Annotated in this window: 19 protein-coding genes; 13 read left to right on the top strand and 6 right to left on the bottom strand. The window is 57.2% G+C overall.

The annotated features are described in order from the left end of the window. Positions 1-182 precede the first annotated feature (182 nt). A complete protein-coding gene (gene ypfM, locus ACTJJA_RS14435) occupies positions 183-242 on the top strand; it encodes a protein YpfM (RefSeq protein WP_015572204.1) in 60 nt (19 codons plus the stop codon). A gap of 107 nt (positions 243-349) precedes the next feature. Here the strand turns inward: ypfM and acrD are convergent, their stop codons facing one another. After that, a complete protein-coding gene (acrD, locus tag ACTJJA_RS14430) occupies positions 350-3,463 on the bottom strand; it encodes a multidrug efflux RND transporter permease AcrD (RefSeq protein WP_440668506.1) in 3,114 nt (1,037 codons plus the stop codon). A 142-nt stretch (positions 3,464-3,605) separates the two neighbouring features. Beyond that, positions 3,606-5,300, bottom strand: a complete 1,695-nt coding sequence (narQ, locus tag ACTJJA_RS14425; protein WP_440668505.1) for a nitrate/nitrite two-component system sensor histidine kinase NarQ — start codon at positions 5,298-5,300, stop codon at positions 3,606-3,608. A 151-nt stretch (positions 5,301-5,451) separates the two neighbouring features. Here narQ and aegA point away from each other — a divergent pair, with 151 nt between their 5' ends. From aegA to ACTJJA_RS14410, 3 genes are all read left to right on the top strand, one after another. Then, on the top strand, positions 5,452-7,428 hold the full coding sequence (gene aegA, locus ACTJJA_RS14420; RefSeq protein ID WP_440668504.1) for a formate-dependent uric acid utilization protein AegA: 1,977 nt from the start codon (positions 5,452-5,454) through the stop codon (positions 7,426-7,428). Between the two features lie 67 nt (positions 7,429-7,495). Next, a complete protein-coding gene (gene nudK / locus ACTJJA_RS14415; protein WP_148400479.1) occupies positions 7,496-8,086 on the top strand; it encodes a GDP-mannose pyrophosphatase NudK in 591 nt (196 codons plus the stop codon). A gap of 109 nt (positions 8,087-8,195) precedes the next feature. Then, positions 8,196-9,239, top strand: a complete 1,044-nt coding sequence (locus ACTJJA_RS14410; RefSeq protein ID WP_126816138.1) for a DUF1176 domain-containing protein — start codon at positions 8,196-8,198, stop codon at positions 9,237-9,239. Positions 9,240-9,500: 261 nt separating this feature from the next. Here ACTJJA_RS14410 and tkt read toward each other — a convergent pair whose 3' ends face one another. Together tkt and tal are read right to left on the bottom strand one after the other, a co-directional pair. Next, positions 9,501-11,489, bottom strand: coding sequence for a transketolase (gene tkt / locus ACTJJA_RS14405; protein WP_420984535.1), 1,989 nt, complete (start codon positions 11,487-11,489; stop codon positions 9,501-9,503). Between the two features lie 19 nt (positions 11,490-11,508). Further along, positions 11,509-12,459 carry a transaldolase gene (gene tal, locus ACTJJA_RS14400; protein WP_010433786.1) on the bottom strand — a complete coding sequence of 317 codons (951 nt, stop codon included), beginning with the start codon at positions 12,457-12,459 and terminating at the stop codon, positions 11,509-11,511. Between the two features lie 246 nt (positions 12,460-12,705). On the opposite strand from tal, the gene maeB reads away from it, so the two are divergent. Next, positions 12,706-14,985 (top strand): NADP-dependent oxaloacetate-decarboxylating malate dehydrogenase, encoded by a 2,280-nt coding sequence (gene maeB / locus ACTJJA_RS14395; RefSeq protein ID WP_010433785.1) that lies wholly within the window; start codon positions 12,706-12,708, stop codon positions 14,983-14,985. A 79-nt stretch (positions 14,986-15,064) separates the two neighbouring features. Here maeB and hemF read toward each other — a convergent pair whose 3' ends face one another. Together hemF and amiA are read right to left on the bottom strand one after the other, a co-directional pair. Continuing rightward, complete coding sequence (gene hemF, locus ACTJJA_RS14390) at positions 15,065-15,964, bottom strand: oxygen-dependent coproporphyrinogen oxidase (RefSeq protein ID WP_440668503.1); 900 nt, start codon at positions 15,962-15,964, stop codon at positions 15,065-15,067. Next, positions 15,964-16,839, bottom strand: coding sequence for an N-acetylmuramoyl-L-alanine amidase AmiA (gene amiA / locus ACTJJA_RS14385; RefSeq protein WP_421510817.1), 876 nt, complete (start codon positions 16,837-16,839; stop codon positions 15,964-15,966). Before amiA ends, hemF begins: the two co-directional genes overlap by 1 nt. A 212-nt stretch (positions 16,840-17,051) precedes the next feature. On the opposite strand from amiA, the gene ACTJJA_RS14380 reads away from it, so the two are divergent. The 8 genes from ACTJJA_RS14380 (at position 17,052) to cysA (ending at position 23,523) form a co-directional block, all read left to right on the top strand. Further along, positions 17,052-17,477: a GNAT family acetyltransferase gene (locus ACTJJA_RS14380; RefSeq protein ID WP_003861292.1), complete on the top strand. Its 426-nt coding sequence runs from the start codon at positions 17,052-17,054 to the stop codon at positions 17,475-17,477. Then, positions 17,464-17,913 (top strand): DUF2919 domain-containing protein, encoded by a 450-nt coding sequence (locus tag ACTJJA_RS14375; protein ID WP_045325900.1) that lies wholly within the window; start codon positions 17,464-17,466, stop codon positions 17,911-17,913. Before ACTJJA_RS14380 ends, ACTJJA_RS14375 begins: the two co-directional genes overlap by 14 nt. 63 nt (positions 17,914-17,976) lie before the next feature. Further along, entirely contained in the window at positions 17,977-18,552 is a 576-nt protein-coding gene (locus ACTJJA_RS14370) for an RpoE-regulated lipoprotein (protein WP_440668502.1), read from the top strand. A 92-nt stretch (positions 18,553-18,644) separates the two neighbouring features. Beyond that, positions 18,645-19,544, top strand: a complete 900-nt coding sequence (locus tag ACTJJA_RS14365; protein ID WP_440668501.1) for a Dyp-type peroxidase — start codon at positions 18,645-18,647, stop codon at positions 19,542-19,544. A gap of 173 nt (positions 19,545-19,717) precedes the next feature. Further along, the gene (gene cysP, locus ACTJJA_RS14360; RefSeq protein ID WP_010433770.1) at positions 19,718-20,731 is read left to right on the top strand and encodes a thiosulfate/sulfate ABC transporter substrate-binding protein CysP; all 1,014 of its coding nucleotides are present in this window, start codon (positions 19,718-19,720) and stop codon (positions 20,729-20,731) included. Further along, positions 20,731-21,564: a sulfate/thiosulfate ABC transporter permease CysT gene (gene cysT, locus ACTJJA_RS14355; RefSeq protein WP_100165791.1), complete on the top strand. Its 834-nt coding sequence runs from the start codon at positions 20,731-20,733 to the stop codon at positions 21,562-21,564. Before cysP ends, cysT begins: the two co-directional genes overlap by 1 nt. Then, entirely contained in the window at positions 21,564-22,439 is an 876-nt protein-coding gene (gene cysW, locus ACTJJA_RS14350; protein WP_010433766.1) for a sulfate/thiosulfate ABC transporter permease CysW, read from the top strand. The genes cysT and cysW overlap by 1 nt, the downstream gene beginning before the upstream one ends. Further along, positions 22,429-23,523 (top strand): sulfate/thiosulfate ABC transporter ATP-binding protein CysA, encoded by a 1,095-nt coding sequence (cysA, locus tag ACTJJA_RS14345; RefSeq protein WP_296229278.1) that lies wholly within the window; start codon positions 22,429-22,431, stop codon positions 23,521-23,523. Before cysW ends, cysA begins: the two co-directional genes overlap by 11 nt. The last annotated feature ends 55 nt before the right edge of the window (positions 23,524-23,578 follow it).

Genomic DNA, 23,578 nt, shown 5'->3' with positions numbered 1-23,578 from the left:
CTCATCTGCTCGTAGGGTTATTTCAAAATATTGCTGGCGGTCACACAAAATTTAAGGGTGTGCGTTCATATTTATCATAAATCCACCGGGGATAGCGGGGTATAATCACTGCAATTGGTTAAATAGTCTTCACAATGATGATACGTTTCCGTAGAATGCGCATAATAATAAGAGAGGTTGTTATGATTGAACGTGAACTGGGGAACTGGAAAGATTTTATCGAAGGCATGCTTCGTAAATGACATTCAGTAAGAATTGCAAGCGCACTTAAATAAGTAAAATAACCATAGTGTGAATGAATCACACAATAAAAAGGCGGCTACGAAAGCCGCCTTTTTTATTTCATTGGTTACTCAGGCTTTTCCTTCAGCGGGAAGCGACGTCGCACCAGCACAAAGAACAGCGGCACGAAATAAATAGCCAGAATCGTGGCTGAAATCATCCCTCCCATCACCCCGGTACCGACCGCATGCTGGCTGCTGGAACCGGCACCCGAACTGGTCGCCATCGGCAGTACCCCGAAGACAAACGCCAGAGAGGTCATCAGAATCGGGCGTAAACGCTGGCGGCAAGCGTACAGCGTTGCGGCTAGCAGGTCCTGGCCTTTCGCATTCATCTCATTGGCAAATTCCACGATCAGAATGGCGTTTTTGGCCGACAGGCCAATAACGGTCAGCAGCCCCACCTGGAAGTAAACATCGTTCTCGAGGCCGCGCATCCAGGTTGCCAGCAGCGCACCGATGACGCCTAACGGCACCACCAGCATCACCGAGAACGGTACTGACCAGCTCTCATACAGTGCCGCAAGGCAGAGGAAGACCACCAGCAGCGACAGGGCGTACAGCGCAGGGGCCTGTGCACCGGAGAGCCGTTCCTGATACGACATCGCCGTCCACTCCAGGCCAAACCCGGCTGGCAACTGCTGCACCAGTTTTTCCATAATATCCATCGCGGTACCGGTACTGACGCCCGGCGCGGCTTCACCTACGATCTCCAGCGCCGAGTAGCCGTTATAGCGTTCCAGGCGCGGTGAGCCGGTTTCCCAACGCGACGTGGCGAAGGCGGAGAACGGCACCATGCCCCCTGCGTTATTACGCACATACCAGCGGTTAATATCGTCCGGCAGCATACGGTATTTGGCGGCAGACTGAACGTAGACCTTTTTCACGCGGCCGCGATCCATAAAGTCGTTGACGTAGCTTGAGCCCCAGGCCGTTTGCAGCGTGTCGTTGATGTCATCAATGGATACGCCGAGCGCCTGAGCTTTACGCTGGTCGATATCGACCTGGAGCTGCGGGCTGTCATCCAGGCCGTTGTGACGCACGCGGGTCAGCTGTGGATCCTTGCTGGCCAGATCGAGCAATTTATCGCGCGCAGCCATTAACGCGTCATGTCCGGCTCCCGCGTGATCCTGCAGTTCCATATCAAACCCGGCCGAACTCCCCAGACCGCTTATGGCCGGAGGGCTGCTGGCAAATACGCGCGCTTCTTTGATATGGCTGAAGGCTTTCGTCGCGCGTTCAATAATGGCGAACGAGGAGCCTGTGTCGCTGTCGCGCTGATCCCAGTCTTTCAGGCGCACGAACATGCGTGCGACGTTCTGCCCGTTCCCGCCCGGGCCCGAGCCGACGGTGGAGAAGACGGAAACAACGTTATCTTTCTCTTTGGTGTGGAAATAGTTCTCAACCTTCTGCACCACCTTCAACGTTTGTTGCTGCGTAGAACCGCTTGGCAGCTGAACGGAGGTGATAAACATGCCGCGATCTTCCAGCGGCAGGAAGGAGGTTGGCAGACGCAGGAACAGGAACACCATTGCGCCTAACAGCAGGACATAAATCGCCATCCAGCGCACGCTGCGATGCAGGATCTTACCCACGCCCGCCTCATAGCGCGCCGCGTTGCGGTTGAACATGCGGTTAAACCAGCCGAAAAAGCCTTTTTGCCCGTGATGCTCGCCTTTATGTAACGGCTTGAGGAGGGTGGCGCAGAGGGCAGGGGTGAGGATCATCGCCACCAGCACCGAGAGCACCATCGCGGAGACAATCGTGATGGAAAACTGGCGGTAAATCGCACCGGTGGTGCCGCCAAAGAACGCCATCGGGATAAACACCGCTGAGAGCACCATCGCAATACCGACCAGTGCGCCCTGAATTTGCCCCATCGATTTTCGCGTGGCTTCGCGCGGCGAGAGTCCTTCTTCGCTCATGATGCGTTCGACGTTTTCCACCACCACGATGGCGTCATCCACCAGCAGGCCAATCGCCAGCACCATCGCGAACATGGTTAAGGTATTGATACTGTAACCAAAGGCATACAGCACGGCGAAGGTGCCGAGCAGCACCACCGGAACGGCGATGGTGGGAATCAGCGTGGCGCGGAAGTTTTGCAGGAACAGGTACATGACCAGGAATACCAGCCCGATCGCTTCCAGCAGGGTTTTCACCACGTCTTCAATGGAGGCTTTAACGAAGGAAGTGGTTTCGTAGGCGACTTTGTATTCCAGCCCGTGCGGGAAATAGTGAGACAGTTCGTCCAGTCGATCTAATACCAGCTGCGCGGTAGCCATTTCGTTGGCACCGGAAGCCAGTTTGACCCCTAAGCCGGATGCCTGGTTGCCGTTAAAGCGGCTCAGGTAGTCATACTTTTCCGCGCCCATTTCCACGGTCGCGACATCGCCCAGTCGCACTTCAGAGCCGTCCTGATTGACCCGCAGGGTGATATTACGGAACTGATCGGGCGTCTGGAGCAGGGACTGAGAGTTAATGGTCGCGTTCAGCGCCTGGTTATCGACAGAGGGGGTACCGCCCAACTGACCGACGGCGATCTGAGCGTTCTGCGATTCGATGGCGTCAGTCACGTCTTTGGCCGTCATCTGCACGCTGTTCAGCTTGTTGGGATCCAGCCAGATGCGCATGGAATACTGCGAGCCGTAGGCGTCGATATCCCCCACGCCGTTAATACGGCTGAGCGGATCCTGGATATTACTCGCCACGTAGTCAGCGATATCCTGCTTATCCATCGAACCATCGGTGGAGACAAACGCGATGGTTAAAATATTGGTGTCACCGGTTTTACGTACGGTCACGCCCTGGTTCTGCACCGCCTGCGGTAGCTTACGCAGGGCCGACTGCAGCTGGTTTTGCACCTTCTGCACCGCCTCATCCGGGTCGGTTCCCGCCGTAAAACTCAGTGTCACCGTAGCCTGACCGGTGGCGCTGCTCTGTGAGGACATGTACATCAGGTTATCGAGACCCGTCATGTTCTGCTCGATCACCTGGGTGACGGTATTTTCCAGCGTCTGGGCTGATGCGCCAGGATAGTTTGCCGTGACGCGCACATTTGGCGGCGCCAGATCGGGGTATTGCTCAACAGGAAGTGAAGTAATCGCCAGAACACCCGTCAGACATAACAGAATGGCAAGTACCCAGGCAAAAATGGGGCGATCGATGAAGAAATTCGCCATGAAAGTGTGACCTCGTTTTGCTGCACGTCATTATTGTTTATTGCCCGCATAACTTTAGCGGTTAGGCCCAGGTCAAACGTGGAGAAATAAAGGAGATAATGTAAATTATCATGCGCTTTTCCCTGCGCGTTCCCCTTTACCGTTATTTACCCGCCAGCGCTGCGGGCGTACGGAAGGTGACGGTGACCTCCGTTCCGCCGTTTTTCGGCTGTGAAAAGCGCAGCGTTCCGCCGAGCCGTTCCGCACGTTCGCGCATGATGTTCAGCCCGTAATGGCCCGGCGGTTCGTTCGCCTCGCCAATGCCAATTCCGTTATCGCGTACAGCCACGCTGTGCGTACCGTCAGCGGCGGTAATGCAGCTGACGACGATCTCGCTCGCGTCGGCATGTTTAATGGCGTTCAGCACCGCTTCACGCACAATCTGCAGCAAATGCACCTGTTTTTGCGCATCCAGGGCCAGGGATGAGAGTCGACAATCGAGAACCAGCTTCGCCTTCGTCTGGGTTTGCAATCCCTCGAGAGACTCCTGCAGCGCGGCGGGCAGGTTTGCGTGGTTGAGCGTCAGGCGGAAGGTGGTGAGCAGTTCACGCAGCTGGTGCCAGGCGTTGTTAAGCTCGCGCGAGAAGTCCGTGATGATGGTCTGCGCCTGGGCATTCTCATCCGGGACGGCGCGTTTGAGCAGCGCAAGCTGAATGCGCAGATAGGACAACACCTGCGCCAGCGAATCGTGCAGTTCGCGGGCGATGGTGGCGCGCTCTTCCATCAGCAGCAGCTGTTGATAGTGTTTTTGCGCCTGGTTGAAGTAAAGCCCGCGCCCCAGCATCGTCGCCACGCTCTTCATCAGCGGGAGTGACACGCCCCCGGTCTCGCTCTGCCAGCGCAGTTCGCCATACAGGGTGTCCTGCATCAGAACAGGCAAACTGTGCAGTTCCGCGCCTTCGGCTTCACTCCCTTCGAACAGTTGCCAGTCGTCACTGGTCCGTAGCGCCAGATAATTTATCTGCGTGTATTCATGCACGATCTGCAAAATATGCCTGAAACAATGGCTGTCTATCTGTCCGGTATTTAGCGCCTGAGAACATTTGAACAGCATTTCGAGCTGCTGGTGCGCCTCATTCAGGTGCTGCGTCTTTTCCGCCACGGATTGCTCCAGCGAGCGATAAAGCGAATGCAGTTCCGCTGACATATGGTTAAACGCGCGGGAAAGCTGACCCAGCTCGTTGGGCAGGGCGGTATCCGGTGCGGGCGTATCAAATTGTCCCTGTTCGATACGCTCGCTGGCCGCGACCAGATTGTTCAGCGGCAGTACCACCTGACGGCGGATCCGCCGCAGCGTCGCCAGCGCCAGCAGCAGAATGCTCAGTCCACCCGCCAGCGACGTCAGGATCACCAGCTGAATTTTATGTTCGGTGTAGTGCTGAAGCGCCAGCACAAAGGCATCAATACGGCCGACGAAATCCTCAATGTGGGCCTGATACCATGCGGTGTCGCCGCTGGCGATGCGCTGGCTCATCTCCTGCCAGGCAAGATGCAGCTGGTGGTAGCGCTGTTTAACATCGTCCGGCACATACCAGCGGTTCAACGTCTGCAGCGCAGGGGCGCTCAGCGTCTGCTGCCAGGCTTCACGGTGTTCCATCAGTGACGGGCTGGCGCGCTGCATCTCGTAGCCCAGGCGGTAGCTCTGCATACGTAGCGAACCCGCAATGTTAATCGCCTCCGCGTCTCGCTGGCTGCTGGCGAGTGTCATCAGCGCGATGGCGCTGGTCATAACGGATAACACAATCATCGAAAAGAAAGCCCGAGCCAGGCTTCCGGAAACAGGGCGTTTAACGGTCACAAATCAGCTTCCTGAATAAATTGATCTGCCACAGGTTCACTGGAGATAGTTCGGCTTTCTGGGCATTTGAACATTGCCTGAACACGTCACCGTGGCTAAATACAGTACATATAGAAAGAATAAGGTTATTGAACCAAAAACAGGTGTCGTTATGAATCGTTTTATTATGGCCAACAGCCAGCAATGCATAGGGTGTCGTGCCTGTGAGGTCGCGTGTGTGATGGCGCACAACGATGAGCAACATGTTCTGAGTGAGCGCCATTTTCATCCCCGCATTACGGTCCTCAAATCAGAGGGGAAGAACAGTCCCGTTACCTGCCACCACTGCGAAAATGCCCCCTGCGCGCACAGCTGCCCGAACGGGGCTATCAGCAAGCACAGCGACAGCGTACAGGTGAATCAACACAAATGCATTGGTTGCAAGGCCTGCGTGGTAGCCTGCCCGTTCGGCACGATGGACATCATCGTTACGCCGCTGGATAACGCGAGCGTGAAGGCGTCGGCGCACAAATGCGATCTCTGCCTGGCGCGGTCTCAGGGGCCTGCCTGTATTGAAAACTGCCCGGCTGACGTGCTCACGCTTGCCACCCCCGCCGTGCTGGATAACCTGTCGAAAGCGCGGCGCACGCGCACCGCGCGACTGGAAGCGCAGCCGTGGCACGGCGAGGCGGTGCAACAGGTTCAGCCGCAAACCAAACTACAGCAGATGCACAATACTGCTAAACGGGGCGAGCCAGACAAGCTGCCGGCGCAAGAACGCGCCTGCCATTTCAACGAAATCTATCTGCCGTTTCGGGCTGAACAGGCCAGGCGTGAGGCGTCCCGCTGCCTGACCTGCGGGGAGCACAGCATCTGCGAGTGGACCTGCCCGCTGCACAACCACATTCCGCAGTGGATTGCGCGCGTCAACGCGGGGGATATCACTGGTGCGGCAGAACTCTCCCATCAAACCAACTGCTTACCGGAAATTACTGGCCGCGTTTGCCCGCAGGACCGCTTATGCGAAGGTGCCTGCACGCTGCGCGATGAGTCTGGTTCCGTGACCATTGGTAATATCGAGCGCTACATCTCAGACCAGGCGCTGGCGATGGGCTGGACGCCGGACATGAGCGACGTCCTCCCGGTGGACAAGCGGGTGGCCATTATTGGCGCAGGCCCGGCAGGGCTGGCATGCGCCGACGTGCTGGTGCGCAGCGGCGTGAGCGTGACGGTGTATGACCGCCATCCGGAAATCGGCGGACTGCTGACGTTTGGCATTCCCGCCTTCAAGCTGGATAAATCCCTGCTCGCGCGGCGCAGAGAGATATTTACCGCGATGGGGATCCGGTTCGAACTCAACTGCGAAGTGGGACGCGATGTCTCTCTGACACAGCTGCAGCGTGATTATGATGCCCTGTTTATTGGCGTAGGAACCTACCGCTCCATGAAGGCCGGTATTCCTCATGAAGATGCACCGGGTGTCTATGACGCGCTGCCGTTCCTGGTGGCGAATACCCGCCATGTGATGGGGCTTGAGTCGAGCGCCTCTGAGCCGTTTATCGACACGCAGGGGCTGAATGTGGTGGTACTCGGCGGAGGGGATACGGCGATGGATTGCGTGCGAACCGCGCTGCGACAGGGGGCCGCCAAAGTGACCTGTGCCTATCGCCGGGACGAGGCCAACATGCCGGGGTCGAAAAAAGAGGTGAAGAACGCGAAAGAGGAGGGAGCAGCGTTTGAATTTAACGTCCAGCCCGTCGAGCTGACGCTTGCTTCGGACGGGAAGGTCAACGGTATCCGGATGCTGCGCACCGAACTAGGCGAACCGGATGCGCAGGGGCGTCGGCGTCCCGTTCCGGTTGCAGGCAGTGAGTTCGTCCTGCCTGCTGATGCGGTGATCATGGCGTTTGGCTTTAACCCGCACGCGATGCCCTGGCTGCAGGCCCAGGGCGTGGAAACGGATGACTGGGGGCGCATCATTGCCTCTGTCGAAGGGCGCTATCGTTACCAGACCAGCAACCCGCAAATTTTTGCCGGAGGTGACGCTGTGCGCGGTGCCGATTTAGTGGTCACTGCGATGGCTGAGGGGCGCCATGCTGCGCAGGGTATTCTCGACTGGCTTGAGATAACAGCGCCAACGGCGCACTAAATCCGACCGGCGACAAAGCGCGCTCCACGGCGTAGTATAACGGCACTCATTATGTCGTGGAGCCCGTATGACCCTCAAAATTGACGTTATTAAAGACAAAATCCTGTCCGAAAATTACTTTGTCCTGCGTAACATCACCTATGATTTAACGCGTAAGAATGGTGAAGTGATCCGCCACAAGCGCGAGGTCTACGACCGTGGCAATGGCGCAACCATTTTGCTCTACAACCGTGAAAAACAGAGCGTGGTATTGATTCGCCAGTTCCGGGTGGCAACATGGGTGAATGGCAATCCTGACGGACGATTAATTGAAACCTGTGCAGGCCTGCTTGACGATGATGAGCCTGAGGTTTGTATCCGCAAAGAGGCCGTTGAAGAAACGGGCTTCGAGGTCGGTGAGGTGAAAAAGGTGTTTGAACTGTTCATGTCACCAGGCGGCGTGACGGAAATTGTCCACTTCTTCATTGCGGAATACAACGATGCGCAGCGCACTCACCGGGGCGGTGGCGTTGAGGACGAGGATATTGAGGTGCTGGAAATGCCGTTTTCTCAGGCACTGGCAATGGTGAGAAGCGGAGAGATCAGGGACGGTAAAGCCGTAATATTGTTGCAGTACCTACAAACGACCGGGATCATGAGCCCCTCTTTCGAACGGTGATAGATTACATTTCAGATAAATCTATCCGATAAATCCGATTGAGCAAGCCCGGTTCGGACACGAAGATACTGCCCAGTTTGACGTTTTCGTTTCCGGGATTGTGCCATCCATGCGCTACTGCGTTTTTATTCTCTTCCTGTTTTGCGTGCTACCCGCGCCATTGGTGTGGGCTGCTCCCGCCCAGCAGTCCTTCTCTGACTGGCAGGTCACCTGCAATAACCAGAATTTTTGCGTTGCGCGAAATACCGGTGAACATCGCGGTCTGGTCATGACGCTCAGCCGCAGCGCGGGCGCGAAAACGGACGCCACGCTGCGGATCGATCTCGGTGGGCTTTCTGACCCCGCCGTGAAAGAGCCTGATATCGCGCCGCGACTGCTGCTGGATGATGTACCGCTTAAGCTTTCGCCTCAGCACTGGCAATTAACGCCCTGGCATCTGAAGACTGACGATGCCGCCACCATCACCGCTTTTTTGAAAAACATTCAGGAAGGGCACGCCCTGACGTTGCAGGGTGGTAAGCAGGTTATCTCACTGGATGGCCTGAAAGCGGCGCTGCTGTTTATCGATGCCCAGCAAAAACGCGTCGGCAGCAAAACAGCCTGGATAAAAAAAGGGAACAGTCCGCCGCTGAGCGTGCCGCCCGCACCCGCATTAAAAGAGGTGGCGGTCGTCAACCCGACACCGACGCCGCTGACCCATGAAGAGTTGAACGACCTGCTGGATTATGGCACCTGGCGGATGAATAACAGTCAATGCTCGCTTGATCCGAACCGCCGTGAAGTCCGCGTTACCGCGTTAACCGATGACAAAGCGCTGCTGATCGTCAGCTGTGAAGCCGGGGCGTATAACACCGTCGATTTGGCATGGCAGGTTTCGCGCAAAAAGCCGTTTTCTGCTCGTAGCATCAGGTTGCGTCTGCCATTTACCCCTTCAAGCAACAGCAGTGAGATGGAGCTGATGAATGCCAGCTTCGATGAGAAAACGCGTGAGCTGACCACGCTGGCGTTAGGGCGGGGCATTGGGGATTGCGGGATCCAGACGCGCTGGCGTTTTGACGGCCAGCGCTTCCGCCTGGTCCGCTATGCTGAAGAGCCCAGCTGTGATAACTGGAACGGGCCAGATGCGTGGCCCACGCTGTGGATTACGCGGTAGCTTTTTGCCGGGTGGCGGCTGCGCCTTACCCGGCCTACGAATCCTGCGGTATGTGACAATGTGCCGGGTGGCGGCTTCGCCTTACCCGGCCTACGAATCCTGCGGTATGTGACAATGTGCCGGGTGGCGGCTTCGCCTTACCCGGCCTACGAATCCAGCGGTATGTGACAATGTGCCGGGTGGCGGCTGCACCTTACCCGGCCGACGATACTTCGAACCGTAGGCCCGGTAAGCGTAGCGCCACCGGGCACGCAGGCCGCACTAGATCACGCTCAGCGCCTTCTCCACCACGTTCTCAACGGTAAAGCCGAAGTACGGGAACAGCTTATCGGCAGGGGCGGACTCACCGTAACCCCGCATGCCGACAATCGCCCCCTTAAGCCCGACATACTTGTACCAGTAGTCGGCAATACCGGCCTCCACCGCTACGCGCGCCGCGACGCTGGACGGCAGGACCGATTCCCGGTACGCCTCATCCTGTGCATCAAAAATATCCGTGGAAGGCAGAGATACCACACGCACCGCGTGTCCTTCGGCGGTCAGTTTTTCCGCCGCTTTCACCGTAATTTCCACCTCGGAACCGGTGGCAATCAGAATCACGTCCGGCTTGCCGCCGCTGTCTTTCAGGATGTAGCCGCCGCGGGCGATGTTTTTCACCTGCTCCGGGGTTCGCTCAATCTGCGCCAGGTTCTGGCGCGACAGAATTAATGCCGTTGGGCCATTGTGGCGTTCCACCGCCAGCTTCCAGCCCACCGCCGCTTCGACCTGGTCGCACGGACGCCAGGTGCTGAAGTTCGGCGTCAGGCGCAGGCTCGCCAGCTGTTCAACCGCCTGGTGCGTGGGCCCATCTTCCCCCAGCCCGATGGAGTCGTGGGTATACACCATGATTTGCCGCGCCTTCATCAGCGCCGCCATGCGCGCCGCGTTACGGGCGTACTCGACGAACATCAGGAAGGTGGCCGTGTAGGGCACAAAGCCGCCGTGATGGGCGATGCCATTGGCAATGGCCGTCATCCCGAATTCGCGCACGCCGTAGTGGATGTAGTTCCCGGCAATGTCCTCTTTCAACGATTTTGAGCCGGACCAGATGGTCAGGTTACTCGGCGCCAGATCCGCCGAGCCGCCCAGCAGTTCAGGCAGGATCGGGCCAATCGCATTCAGGGTGTTTTGCGACGCCTTACGGGTGGCAATTTTCGCCGGGTTGGACTGCAGGTTTTCAATCAGCGCCTGGGTTTTATCGTCCCAGTCTTCCGGCAGGCCGCCGCTCATGCGGCGAGAAAACTCGGCCGCCAGCTCCGGATGCGCTTTTTTGTAGGCGGCAAATTTTTCGTTCCAGGCGTGCTGGGCTTTCTCACCGTCTTCGCGGGCATCCCAGGCTCTGTAGATCTCTTTCGGGATCTCAAATGGTGGGTATTTCCAGCCCAGCTTCTGCCGGGTCAGCGCCACTTCTTCGTCACCCAACGCCGCGCCGTGGGCCTCCTCTTTGCCCGCCTTGTTCGGCGAGCCGAAGCCGATGACCGTGCGGCAGATAATCAGAGACGGTTTGTCCTTCACGCTCTGCGCTTCCTGAATCGCTTTTTTCACGGCCTCAGGGTCGTGACCGTCAATCTCATGCACCACGTGCCAGTGGTAGGCTTCGAAGCGTTTTGCCGTGTCGTCGGTAAACCAGCCTTCGGTTTCCCCGTCAATGGAGATGCCGTTGTGATCGTAAAACCCGATCAGCTTGCCGAGTCCCAGCGTGCCCGCCAGCGAGCAGACCTCGTGCGAGATCCCCTCCATCAGGCAGCCGTCACCCATAAACACGTAGGTGTAGTGGTCGACAATCTCGTGGTCCGGCCGGTTAAACTGCGCCGCCAGCGTGCGTTCGGCAATCGCCAGCCCGACCGCATTGGCTAACCCCTGACCGAGCGGCCCGGTTGTCGTTTCCACGCCCGGCGTATAGCCGATCTCCGGGTGGCCCGGCGTTTTGGAGTGCAACTGGCGGAAGTTTTTTAGCTCCTCAAGCGGCAGGTCGTAGCCGGAAAGATGCAGCAGGCTGTAGAGCAGCATGGATGCGTGACCGTTGGAAAGAATAAAACGGTCGCGATCGTACCAGGTGGGGTCATTCGGGTTGTGCTTCAGGAAGTCGTTCCACAACACTTCGGCAATATCGGCCATGCCCATCGGTGCGCCGGGATGGCCGGAATTGGCTTTCTGCACGGCATCCATGCTGAGGGCGCGAATGGCATTGGCGAGCTCTTTACGGGACATAGTTCACTCCGTGGCAAGGTTAAAGTTTGGCGGCAAGAAGATCTTCGAGTTTGCGCTGGTCGACGGCGAACTGGCGGATGCCATCCGCGAGCTTATCGACGGCCATTGCGTCCTGATTGTGTTCCCAGCGGAACTCCGCTTCGGTCATGGCTTTTGGTTTTGGCAAAACGGTGGAGGTCGGCACCAGCTTACGGATCACCGTCTCTTCTTTGTCCTGAAGCTCCTGGAGCAGGTTAGGGGAGATGGTCAGACGGTCGCAGCCTGCCAGGGCGAGGATCTGCTCGGTACGGCGGAAGCTGGCCCCCATCACAATGGTTTCGTAGCGGTGCTGTTTGTAGTAGTCGTAGATATTACGGACCGATTTCACGCCCGGATCCTCATCCACCACGTACGGGTCCATCGGCTGTTTCGCCTGATACCAGTCGTAGATGCGCCCGACAAACGGCGAAACGAGGAACACGCCCGCTTCGGCGCAGGCGCGCGCCTGGGCAAAGGAGAACAGCAGCGTCAGGTTGCAGTGGATACCCTCTTTTTCCAGCACCTCTGCGGCGCGAATGCCTTCCCACGTCGACGCGAGCTTAATCAGAATGCGTGATTTATCGATCCCCTGCTCCTGGTAGAGTTCCACCAGGCGGCGGGCTTTGTTAATGCTTTTTTCTTTATCAAACGAGAGGCGGGCGTCCACTTCGGTCGACACGCGCCCCGGAATGCTTTTCAGAATTTCTGCACCAAAATTAACCGCCAGCTTGTCGCTGGCTTCGGCGACCTGCTGCTCCTGCGTCTTCCCGCGCTGCTTACCGTAGGCAATGGCGTCATCAATCAGATGACTAAAATGAGCAAGCCCTGCCGCTTTGAGCAGCAGCGAAGGGTTGGTGGTCGCATCTTCCGGCTGATAGTGGCGAATCGACTCGATATCGCCGCTGTCTGCCACCACGGTGGTGAATTGTTTGATGCCGTCTAGCTGGTTCATAAATCATTACTCCTTGGAAATAAAAGAGTTAGATGAGTGCGTTAGTTCACACTTCTGAGAAAATCATGATGGACTTAACAAAAAAGCATAGCAGACGGGGGAGGCATTGCTTTTGAGACGGGTAACATGGCTGTTATAAATTGATAACAATTTTTAATGTGTGATAGTGAGAGTTTGGCAGCCTTCAAAGTTTATGCGCTGTCCTGCGGCGATACTATCTGACCGATACGTAAAAGGAATAACAAGATGGACGATCAGTTAAAACAGAGTGCCCTCGATTTTCACGAGTTTCCTGTCCCGGGCAAAATCCAGGTTTCCCCTACCAAGCCGCTGGCGACCCAGCGCGATCTGGCGCTGGCCTATTCGCCAGGCGTCGCTGCGCCGTGTCTGGAAATCGAAAAAGACCCGCTGGCAGCCTACAAATACACCGCGCGCGGCAACCTTGTCGCCGTTATTTCTAACGGTACGGCGGTGCTGGGGCTAGGCAACATTGGCGCGCTGGCCGGTAAGCCGGTGATGGAAGGGAAGGGCGTTCTGTTCAAGAAATTCGCCGGTATCGATGTGTTCGATATCGAGGTGGACGAACTCGATCCCGATAAATTCATCAACGTGGTGGCCGCGCTGGAGCCGACCTTCGGCGGGATCAACCTGGAAGACATCAAAGCGCCGGAATGTTTCTATATCGAGCAGAAGCTGCGCGAGCGTATGAACATTCCCGTGTTCCATGATGACCAGCACGGGACCGCGATTATCAGTACCGCCGCCATTCTGAACGGCCTGCGCGTGGTCGAGAAAAATCTCTCCGACGTGCGCATGGTGGTCTCCGGCGCGGGCGCGGCGGCGATTGCCTGTATGAACCTGCTGGTGGCGCTGGGCATGCAGAAACACAACATTGTGGTCTGTGACTCTAAGGGCGTTATCTACAAAGACCGCGAGCCGAACATGGCGGAAACCAAGGCGGCGTACGCGGTGGAAGACGACGGCAAACGCACGCTTGAGGACGTCATTGACGGCGCGGATATCTTCCTCGGCTGTTCCGGCCCGAAAGTGCTGACTCAGGAGATGGTGAAGAAGATGGCGCGCGCGCCAATGATCCTGGCCCTGGCGAACCCTGAGCCGGAAATCCTGCCGCCGCTGGCGAAAGCGGTGCGTGAAGATGCCATTATCTGTACAGGTCGCTCGGACTATCCGAACCAGGTGAACAACGTGCTCTGCTTCCCGTTCATCTTCCGCGGTGCGCTGGACGTCGGCGCGACGGCAATCAACGAAGAGATGAAGCTTGCCGCCGTTCACGCTATCGCGGAGCTGGCGCACGCCGAGCAGAGCGAAGTGGTCGCGTCTGCATACGGCGATCAGGATCTGAGCTTTGGCCCGGACTACATCATTCCAAAACCGTTCGATCCGCGTCTGATTGTCAAAATTGCGCCAGCCGTTGCCAAAGCGGCAATGGATTCCGGCGTGGCGACGCGACCGATTCAGGATTTCGACGCTTACGTCGATAAGCTCACCGAGTTCGTCTACAAAACTAACCTGTTTATGAAGCCGATCTTCTCTCAGGCGCGTGCCGACGCGAAGCGCGTGGTGCTGGCGGAAGGGGAAGAGGCGCGCGTGCTGCACGCGACGCAGGAGCTGATCACCTTAGGGCTGGCGAAGCCGATCCTGATTGGTCGTCCGAGCGTCATCGAGATGCGCATTCAAAAGCTCGGCCTGCAGATTAAGCCGGGCGTCGACTTCGAGATCGTTAACAACGAATCCGATCCGCGCTTCAAAGAGTACTGGAGCGAATACTACGCGATCATGAAGCGCCGTGGGATCACCCAGGAGCAGGCGCAGAAAGCGGTCATCAGCAACACCACGGTGATCGGCGCGATCATGGTGCATCGCGGCGAGGCGGATGCGCTGATCTGCGGCACCATTGGCGATTACCACGAGCACTTTAGCGTGGTGCAGGAGATCTTCGGCTATCGTGACGGCGTCCATACCGCCGGGGCGATGAACGCGCTGCTGCTGCCAAGCGGCAACACCTTTATTGCTGACACCTACGTTAACGACGATCCGACCCCGGACGAGCTGGCGGAGATCACCGTGATGGCCGCAGAGACCGTGCGCCGCTTTGGTATCGAGCCGAAGGTGGCGCTGCTGTCGCACTCGAACTTTGGTTCGTCTAAATCTGCGGCGGCCTGCAAAATGCGTCAGACGCTGGAGCTGGTGCGCGAGCGTGCGCCGGAGCTGATGATTGACGGGGAAATGCACGGCGATGCCGCGCTGGTGGAGAGCATTCGTAACGAACGCATGCCGGACAGCCCGCTGAAGGGATCGGCCAACATACTGATTATGCCAAACGTGGAAGCGGCGCGTATCAGCTATAACCTGCTGCGCGTCTCCAGCTCTGAAGGGGTGACCGTAGGACCGGTACTGATGGGCGTGGCGAAACCGGTGCATGTGTTAACGCCGATTGCCTCTGTGCGTCGTATCGTGAATATGGTGGCGCTGGCGGTGGTTGAGGCGCAGACGCAGCCGCTGTAAGCGATGTTTGTCGGGTGGCGCGTTCGCTTACCCGACCTACGGGTTGAGTAGGCCGGATAAGCGAAGCGCCATCCGGCAGTTAAACCCAATCCCGAACCTTAATAAACTCACGCAAGGCAGCCTCCGGGCTGCCTTCTTTTGGCTCGTAGCTGTATTCCCAGCGCACCAGCGGCGGCATCGACATCAGAATCGACTCCGTGCGCCCGCCGGTCTGCAGGCCGAACAGCGTCCCGCGATCCCACACCAGGTTGAACTCCACGTAGCGCCCGCGGCGGTAAAGCTGGAACTCACGCTCGCGCACGCCGTAGTCGGTGTTTTTACGGCGTTCGACGATGGGCAGATAGGCGTCGGTATACCCTTCTCCTACCGCGCGCATAAAGCTGAACGCGGTATCAAAATCCGGCGTGTTGAGATCGTCAAAGAACAGCCCGCCGATGCCGCGCTGCTCGTCGCGGTGTTTCAGATAAAAGTAGTCATCACACCACTTTTTAAATTTCGGGTAGATGTCTTCGCCAAACGGCAGACAGAGATCGCGCGCGGTGGTGTGCCAGTGCACGGCATCCTCTTCGAAGCCGTAATAGGGCGTGAGGTCGAAACCGCCGCCAAACCACCAGACCGGGTCGGCCCCCGGTTTTTCCGCAATGAAAAAGCGCACGTTAGCGTGGCTGGTCGGCACAAACGGGTTGTGCGGGTGCACCACCAGCGAGACGCCCATCGCTTCGAAGCTGCGGCCCGCCAGCTCAGGGCGATGCGCCGTCGCAGACGCGGGCATCGCGTCGCCGTGAACGTGGGAAAAATTGACGCCCGCCTGTTCGAAGATGCCGCCGTTACGCAGCACCCGGCTGCGCCCGCCGCCGCCCGCTTCGCGCTGCCAGCTATCTTCCTGAAATTCACCGCCGTCTGCGGCGGCCAGTTTCCGGCAAATATCATCCTGCAGCTGCAGCAGGAATTTTTTGACCAGCTGTGCATTGGGTTTCATCAACGTTTCCTGGAGTGCGCTTTTTGGTTATCGAACCAGTTGAAGTAGCTGATAATGCCGGAGGCGATGGCGTTGGCGATCTTCTGGCGAAACGCCGTGGTGCCAAGCAGTCGCTCTTCTTCCGGGTTGGTAATAAAGGAAGTCTCCACTAGCACCGACGGAATCGACGGCGATTTCAGCACCACAAAAGCTGCCTGCTCGGTGCCTTTACTGTGCAGACGATGCACCGGCTTAATCTTCTTCAGGATATGCGAGCCGAGCGTCAGGCTGTTTTTGATGGTGTCCGTCTGCACGAGGTCGAACAGCACCTGCTGCAACAGATGGTCTTTATCGGTGGCTTTCTTTCCGGCGACCTCATCCGCCCGGTTTTCGCGGTCGGAGAGGTATTTTGCCATGGCGCTACTGGCGCCACGGTTGGAAAGCGCAAACACCGATGCACCTGCTGCCGAAGGGTTGGTAAAGCCGTCTGCGTGGATCGACATAAACAGGTCCGCGCCGTGCTGGTGGGCGATCTCCACGCGGTCGTACAGCGGAATGAAGGTGTCCCCGGAGCGCGTCAGGCGGGCGTCAATGCCGTTGCTGCGTAAAATCGATCGCACATTTTTTGCAATCGCCAGCACGACGTGTTTTTCTTTCGACCCGTTTTTGCCGATGGCGCCGGTATCGATGCCGCCGTGGCCCGGATCGAGCATCACCAGACGCTTCGCGCCCGGCTTTTTGGTTTTGGGTTTACTGTGCCCGTTGGTGGTTTTAAGCGTGCTCTCGTCTTTTGCCTGAGCCTGCTTAGCGATGCCCGTTAACGTTAAGGCCGCCAGCCCCGCTTTGAGAACCTGACGACGCGATGTGAGTGCTTTTAATGGTTTGAATGTGCTCATGCGGCCTGAATAGTAAAAATTGCGATCCTGGTGTTATATCGTATCGTGATTACCGTTACGACAGTCCTTATTGATAATTGTTTTACTTTTCATTTCAATACGTGACAAAGTGACATTATGCCAAATTTTGGCGAGATTTTCCCCGGTTATTGGCTAAACGCAGGGTTCACGCCATAATCACTGTTTTTAAACCCAAAAAGGCGGTTAATACCATGGAGATACGCGTTTTTCGCCAGGAAGATTTCGAAGAGGTGATTACCCTTTGGGAGCGCTGCGATCTGCTGCGTCCGTGGAACGACCCGGAAATGGACATCGAACGTAAGGTGAATCACGACGTCAGTTTGTTTCTGGTCGCGGAAGTGAACGGTGAGGTTGTCGGTACGGTGATGGGCGGTTACGACGGCCACCGCGGTTCGGCCTATTATCTGGGCGTGCATCCGGAATACCGGGCGCGCGGCATTGCCAATGCGCTGCTCAATCGCCTGGAAAAGAAACTCATCGCCCGCGGCTGTCCGAAAATTCAGATTATGGTGCGAGAAGATAACGACGTGGTCCTGGGCATGTATGAGCGTCTGGGCTACGAGCACGCTGACGTGCTGACTCTGGGCAAGCGTTTGATAGAAGATGAAGAGTACTGAGATCCATCCGGCTGACTATGACGCGCAGGGCCGCGTCAGGCTGCCTTTTCTGTTCTGGTGCGTTCTGCTGCTACAGGCCCGCACCTGGGTGCTGTTTGTAATGGCCGGAGCGTCGCGCGGGCAGGGCGACACGCTGCTGAATCTCTTCTATCCCGATCACGATGCATTCTGGATCGGATTACTGCCGGGCATTCCGGCCGTACTGGCGTTTTTGGTCAGCGGACGGCGGCATCTGATCCCTCGCTTTTGGGGCGCGCTTCGCTGGCTGCTGATCCTTGCCCAAATTGCGCTGCTCTTCTGGCAGCCGGTACTCTGGTGGTACGGTGAGCCGCTCACGGGCATCGGTATTGCGCTGGTCGTTGCCGATATCGTGGCGCTGCTGTGGCTGCTGACCAATCCACGCCTTCGCGCCTGTTTTAGGCATCAGGATGATTAATTCGGCACTTTTTGCCGAAGTCGCACTCCAACAAGCGTTGATTTAATTAGAAAGGACGTTTCAATGAAATCGCTGCGTTTACTTTTATGCGCTCTTCCGCTGGCGTTGACCGGCTGTTCGACGCTCTCCTCTATTAACTGGTCTTCTGCGTATCCGTGGAACTGGTTTGGTTCTTCCACCGAAGTGACCGAGCAGGGCGTAGGAAAAATTACCGCGTCAACGGCGCTGGATCAGGATGCCATTCAGGATGCCCTGAGCAGTGATTATCGCCTGCGCAGCGGCATGAAAACCGAAAATGGCAATATCGTGCGTTACTTCGAAGCGCTGAAGGGTGACACGCTGGCGCTGGTGATTAATGGTGATAAAGGCACGGTAAACCGTATCGCGGTGATGGATGAAGACATTCCAACCGCAACCGGTGTGAAAGTGGGGACCCCGTTTAGCGATCTCTATAAACAGGCGTACGGCAATTGCACCAGCGTGCCGTCTGACGACAAGGTTGCGGTGGAATGTAAGGCTGAAGGCAGCCAGCACATCAGCTACCTGTTCACCGGAGAGTGGAGCGGCCCGGAGGGGTTAATGCCATCTGACGACACGCTGAAAAACTGGAAAGTGAGCAAAATACTCTGGAAGCAGTAATTTGCGCCTGAACAAACCGTCTTGCTGAAATCCGGGTATAATAGCCGCCATCAATGCCACGCTGACGTGGCATCTTTATTTCAGGAGGAGCGATGTCTCAGGTTCAGAGTGGCATTTTGCCAGAACATTGCCGCGCGGCGATTTGGATTGAAGCCAATGTTAAAGGGGACGTGGATGCCCTGCGTGCGGCCAGTAAAGTGTTCGTTGATAAACTGGCGACCTTCCAGGCTAAATTCCCGGAAGCCCACCTCGGTGCCGTTGTCGCCTTTGGCAATAACGTCTGGCGTCAGCTGAGCGGTGGCGAAGGGGCGGAAGAGTTAAAAGACTTTATCCCTTACGGCAAAGGCCTTGCACCCGCCACGCAGTACGACGTGCTGATCCACATTCTTTCCCTGCGTCACGACGTGAACTTCTCCGTAGCCCAGGCTGCTGTTGAGGCCTTTGGCGACAGCATCGAGGTGCAGGAAGAGGTTCACGGCTTCCGCTGGGTGGAGGAGCGCGATCTGAGCGGCTTCGTTGACGGCACCGAAAACCCGGCAGGCGAAGAGACGCGTCGCGACGTGGCGGTGATCAAAGACGGTGTGGACGCAGGCGGCAGCTACGTGTTCGTGCAGCGCTGGGAGCACAACCTCAAGCAGCTTAACCGCATGAGCGTGCACGATCAGGAGATGATGATTGGCCGAACCAAAGAAGCCAACGAAGAGATCGACGGCGATGACCGTCCCGTTACCTCTCACCTGACCCGCGTTGACCTCAAAGAAAACGGAAAAGGGCTGAAGATTGTCCGCCAGAGCCTGCCGTACGGTACGGCCAGCGGCACGCACGGCCTTTACTTCTGCGCCTACTGCGCGCGCCTGTATAACATTGAACAGCAGCTGCTGAGCATGTTTGGCGATACCGACGGCAAGCGCGACGCCATGCTGCGCTTCACCAAACCGGTGACCGGCGGCTACTACTTTGCGCCGTCCGTTGAGCGCCTGCTGGCGCTGTAATGACCTTTCTCCCTCTCCCTGTGGGAGAGGGCTGGGGTGAGGGCATCAGGCCGCACCCCTTATTCCCTTTTCTGCTTCTAAATCACCAAACGGTATATAAAACCGTTACTCCTTTCGACCTCGTTATAAATATTATGACTATAAGATAGTCATCACATTTATAAGGGTGCGCAATGGCCGTTACTGTACTAAAAAAAGGATCGCTGGCACTGGCAGGTTTACTGCTGGTGGCGCAGGCGCAGGCAACCGAGCTGCTTAACAGTTCGTATGATGTCTCCCGCGAGCTGTTTGCCGCCCTTAACCCACCGTTTGAACAGCAGTGGGCAAAAGACAATAACGGCGATAAGCTGACCATCAAGCAGTCCCATGCCGGTTCATCCAAACAGGCGCTGGCCATCCTGCAGGGACTGAAGGCCGATGTGGTGACCTATAACCAGGTGACTGACGTGCAGATCCTGCACGACAAAGGCAAGCTGCTCCCGGCGGACTGGCAGAGCCGTCTGCCAAACAACAGCTCGCCGTTCTATTCCACCATGGGCTTCCTGGTGCGCAAGGGCAACCCGAAGAACATCCACGACTGGAACGACCTGGTGCGTTCCGACGTAAAACTGATTTTCCCGAACCCAAAAACCTCCGGCAACGCGCGTTATACCTATCTGGCGGCATGGGGCGCGGCGGATAAAGCTGACGGTAACGATAAAGCGAAGACCGAGCAGTTCATGACCCAGTTCCTGAAAAACGTCGAAGTGTTTGATACCGGCGGCCGCGGCGCGACCACAACCTTCGCAGAGCGTGGTCTTGGCGATGTCCTGATCAGCTTCGAGTCCGAAGTAAACAATATCCGTAAACAGTACGAAGCGCAGGGCTTCGAAGTGGTTATCCCGAAAACTAACATTCTGGCCGAGTTCCCGGTGGCCTGGGTGGATAAAAACGTGCAGGCAAACGGTACCGAGAAAGCGGCAAAAGCCTATCTCAATTACCTGTACAGCCCGCAGGCGCAGACCATCATTACCGATTACTACTACCGCGTGAATAACCCGGACGTGATGAACAAGCTGAAAGATAAATTCCCGCAGACCGATTTGTTCCGCGTGGAAGACCATTTCGGCTCATGGCCTGAAGTGATGAAAACGCATTTTGTCAGCGGCGGTGAGTTAGATAAATTGCTGGCGGCGGGGCGTAAGTAATGTTTGCAGTATCGACAAAACGCGTGCTGCCGGGCTTTACCTTAAGTCTCGGAACCAGCCTGCTGTACGTCTGCCTGATTTTGTTGTTACCGCTCAGCGCGCTGGTGGTGCAGCTCTCTGATATGAGCTGGGCACAGTACTGGGACGTGATCACCAACCCGCAGGTGGTGGCAGCCTATAAGGTGACGCTGCTGTCGGCGTTTGTGGCGTCGATTTTTAACGGCGTGTTCGGCCTGCTGATGGCGTGGATCTTAACCCGCTACCGTTTTCCGGGCCGCACGCTGCTTGATGCGTTGATGGATCTGCCGTTTGCACTGCCGACGGCGGTGGCGGGCTTAACGCTGGCGTCGCTGTTCTCGGTGAACGGTTTTTACGGCGAGTGGCTGGCGAAGTTTGATATCAAAGTGACCTATACCTGGCTCGGTATCGCGGTAGCGATGGCCTTCACCAGCATTCCGTTTGTGGTGCGAACCGTACAGCCGGTGCTGGAAGATTTAGGCCCGGAATATGAAGAAGCGGCGGAAACGCTGGGGGCGACGCGCTGGCAGAGTTTCCGCAAGGTTGTGCTGCCAGAGCTTTCTCCGGCGCTGCTGGCGGGCGTGGCGCTCTCCTTCACCCGCAGCCTCGGCGAGTTTGGTGCGGTGATCTTCATCGCCGGGAACATCGCGTGGAAAACGGAAGTGACCTCGCTGATGATTTTTGTGCGTTTGCAGGAGTTTGATTATCCGGCTGCGAGCGCGATTGCTTCGGTGATCCTCGCCGCATCGCTGCTGCTGCTGTACTCGATTAACACTCTGCAAAGTCGCTTTGGTCGACGTGTGGTAGGTCACTGATGGCGGAAGTTACTCAATTGAAGCGTTACGATGCGCCCCGCATCAACTGGGCAAAATGGTTTCTGATTGGGACGGGCGTGCTGGTATCCGCACTTATTCTCGTTGTGCCAACGGTCTATATCTTTGTCCAGGCATTCAGTAAAGGGATTATGCCCGCGCTGGAAAATCTGGCGGACCCGGATATGCTGCACGCCATCTGGCTGACCGTGTTGATTGCGCTGATCACAGTACCGGTCAACCTGGTGTTCGGTACGCTGCTGGCCTGGCTGGTAACGCGCTTCAACTTCCCGGGACGACAGATGCTGTTGACCCTGTTGGATATTCCGTTTGCCGTGTCGCCAGTTGTTGCCGGTCTGGTTTACCTGCTCTTTTACGGCTCTAACGGCCCGCTGGGCGGCTGGCTGGATGAGCATAACCTGCAGATTATGTTCGCCTGGCCGGGCATGGTGCTGGTGACTATCTTTGTGACCTGTCCGTTTGTGGTGCGTGAACTGGTGCCGGTGATGCTAAGCCAGGGGAGCAATGAAGACGAAGCCGCGGTACTGCTGGGCGCTTCCGGCTGGCAGATGTTCCGCCGCGTGACGCTGCCGAACATCCGCTGGGCGCTGCTCTACGGCGTGGTGCTGACCAACGCACGCGCGATTGGGGAGTTCGGGGCTGTTTCTGTTGTATCCGGTTCCATCCGCGGTGAAACGCTGTCGTTGCCGTTACAGATTGAACTGCTGCAGCAGGACTACAACACCATCGGCTCCTTTACTGCCGCAGCGTTGCTAACGCTGATGGCGATTTTGACCCTGTTTTTGAAGAGTGTGGTGCAGTGGCGTTTAGAGAATCAGGAAAAACGTCTGCATCAGGAGGGAAATCATGAGCATTGAGATTGCCAATATTAAGAAGTCTTTTGGTCGCACCCAGGTGCTGAATGATATCTCGCTGGATATCCCTTCCGGACAAATGGTCGCGCTGCTGGGGCCGTCAGGTTCCGGTAAAACCACGCTGCTGCGTATTATTGCCGGGCTTGAGCATCAGACCAGCGGACATATTCGCTTTCACGGCACCGACGTGAGCCGCCTGCATGCCCGCGATCGTAAAGTAGGCTTTGTGTTCCAGCATTACGCGCTGTTCCGCCATATGACGGTGTTCGACAACATCGCGTTTGGCCTGACGGTGCTGCCGCGTCGCGAGCGTCCAAATGCGGCAGCTATCAAAGCGAAAGTGACCAAGCTGCTGGAGATGGTGCAGCTTGCGCATCTGGCAGACCGTTTCCCTGCCCAGCTGTCCGGCGGGCAGAAACAGCGCGTGGCGCTGGCGCGCGCGTTAGCCGTTGAGCCGCAAATCCTGCTGCTGGATGAACCCTTCGGCGCGCTGGACGCACAGGTGCGTAAAGAACTGCGCCGCTGGCTGCGTCAGCTCCATGAAGAGCTGAAGTTTACCAGTGTCTTTGTGACCCACGATCAGGAAGAAGCGATGGAAGTCGCGGACCGTGTCGTGGTCATGAGCCAGGGCAATATTGAGCAGGTTGACGAGCCGGAGCAGCTCTGGCGTGAACCGGCGACCCGTTTTGTCCTGGAGTTTATGGGCGAGGTGAACCGTCTGCAGGGCACCATTCGCGGCGGACAGTTCCACGTGGGCGCACACCGCTGGCCGCTGGGCTATACCTCCGCGCATCAGGGGCCGGTCGATCTGTTCCTGCGTCCGTGGGAAGTGGACGTCAGCCGTCGCACCAGCCTGGATTCACCGCTGCCGGTACAGGTGCTGGAAGCTAGCCCTAAAGGTCACTACACCCAATTGGTGGTACAGCCGCTGGGCTGGTATACCGAGCCGCTGACCGTGGTGATGCGCGACGAAGAGCCGCCGCACCGGGGTGAGCGCCTGTTTGTCGGGCTGCAGCATGCGCGTATTTATCACGGGAAGGAGCGCATCGAGACGCGCGAGGATATTGCTCTGGCAGAGACAGCCTGATAGGTTATTAGGATGTTTATCGCCCGGTGGCGCTGCGCTTACCGGGCCTACAGTT

Origin of the sequence: Enterobacter sp. 22452, assembly GCF_052045065.1 — a bacterium.
Lineage (GTDB): Bacteria > Pseudomonadota > Gammaproteobacteria > Enterobacterales > Enterobacteriaceae > Enterobacter > Enterobacter mori.
Note: the sequence above shows the minus strand (reverse complement) of the source record. Positions and strands in the feature narration are given on the sequence as shown.

Coding starts and splice junctions, on each gene's coding strand:
- acrD (WP_440668506.1), bottom strand. CDS start 3,463: ATGGCGAATTTCTTCATCGATCGCCCCATTTTTGCCTGGGTACTTGCC.
- aegA (WP_440668504.1), top strand. CDS start 5,452: ATGAATCGTTTTATTATGGCCAACAGCCAGCAATGCATAGGGTGTCGT.
- nudK (WP_148400479.1), top strand. CDS start 7,496: ATGACCCTCAAAATTGACGTTATTAAAGACAAAATCCTGTCCGAAAAT.
- ACTJJA_RS14410 (WP_126816138.1), top strand. CDS start 8,196: ATGCGCTACTGCGTTTTTATTCTCTTCCTGTTTTGCGTGCTACCCGCG.
- tkt (WP_420984535.1), bottom strand. CDS start 11,489: ATGTCCCGTAAAGAGCTCGCCAATGCCATTCGCGCCCTCAGCATGGAT.
- tal (WP_010433786.1), bottom strand. CDS start 12,459: ATGAACCAGCTAGACGGCATCAAACAATTCACCACCGTGGTGGCAGAC.
- maeB (WP_010433785.1), top strand. CDS start 12,706: ATGGACGATCAGTTAAAACAGAGTGCCCTCGATTTTCACGAGTTTCCT.
- hemF (WP_440668503.1), bottom strand. CDS start 15,964: ATGAAACCCAATGCACAGCTGGTCAAAAAATTCCTGCTGCAGCTGCAG.
- amiA (WP_421510817.1), bottom strand. CDS start 16,839: ATGAGCACATTCAAACCATTAAAAGCACTCACATCGCGTCGTCAGGTT.
- ACTJJA_RS14380 (WP_003861292.1), top strand. CDS start 17,052: ATGGAGATACGCGTTTTTCGCCAGGAAGATTTCGAAGAGGTGATTACC.
- ACTJJA_RS14375 (WP_045325900.1), top strand. CDS start 17,464: ATGAAGAGTACTGAGATCCATCCGGCTGACTATGACGCGCAGGGCCGC.
- ACTJJA_RS14370 (WP_440668502.1), top strand. CDS start 17,977: ATGAAATCGCTGCGTTTACTTTTATGCGCTCTTCCGCTGGCGTTGACC.
- ACTJJA_RS14365 (WP_440668501.1), top strand. CDS start 18,645: ATGTCTCAGGTTCAGAGTGGCATTTTGCCAGAACATTGCCGCGCGGCG.
- cysP (WP_010433770.1), top strand. CDS start 19,718: ATGGCCGTTACTGTACTAAAAAAAGGATCGCTGGCACTGGCAGGTTTA.
- cysT (WP_100165791.1), top strand. CDS start 20,731: ATGTTTGCAGTATCGACAAAACGCGTGCTGCCGGGCTTTACCTTAAGT.
- cysW (WP_010433766.1), top strand. CDS start 21,564: ATGGCGGAAGTTACTCAATTGAAGCGTTACGATGCGCCCCGCATCAAC.
- cysA (WP_296229278.1), top strand. CDS start 22,429: ATGAGCATTGAGATTGCCAATATTAAGAAGTCTTTTGGTCGCACCCAG.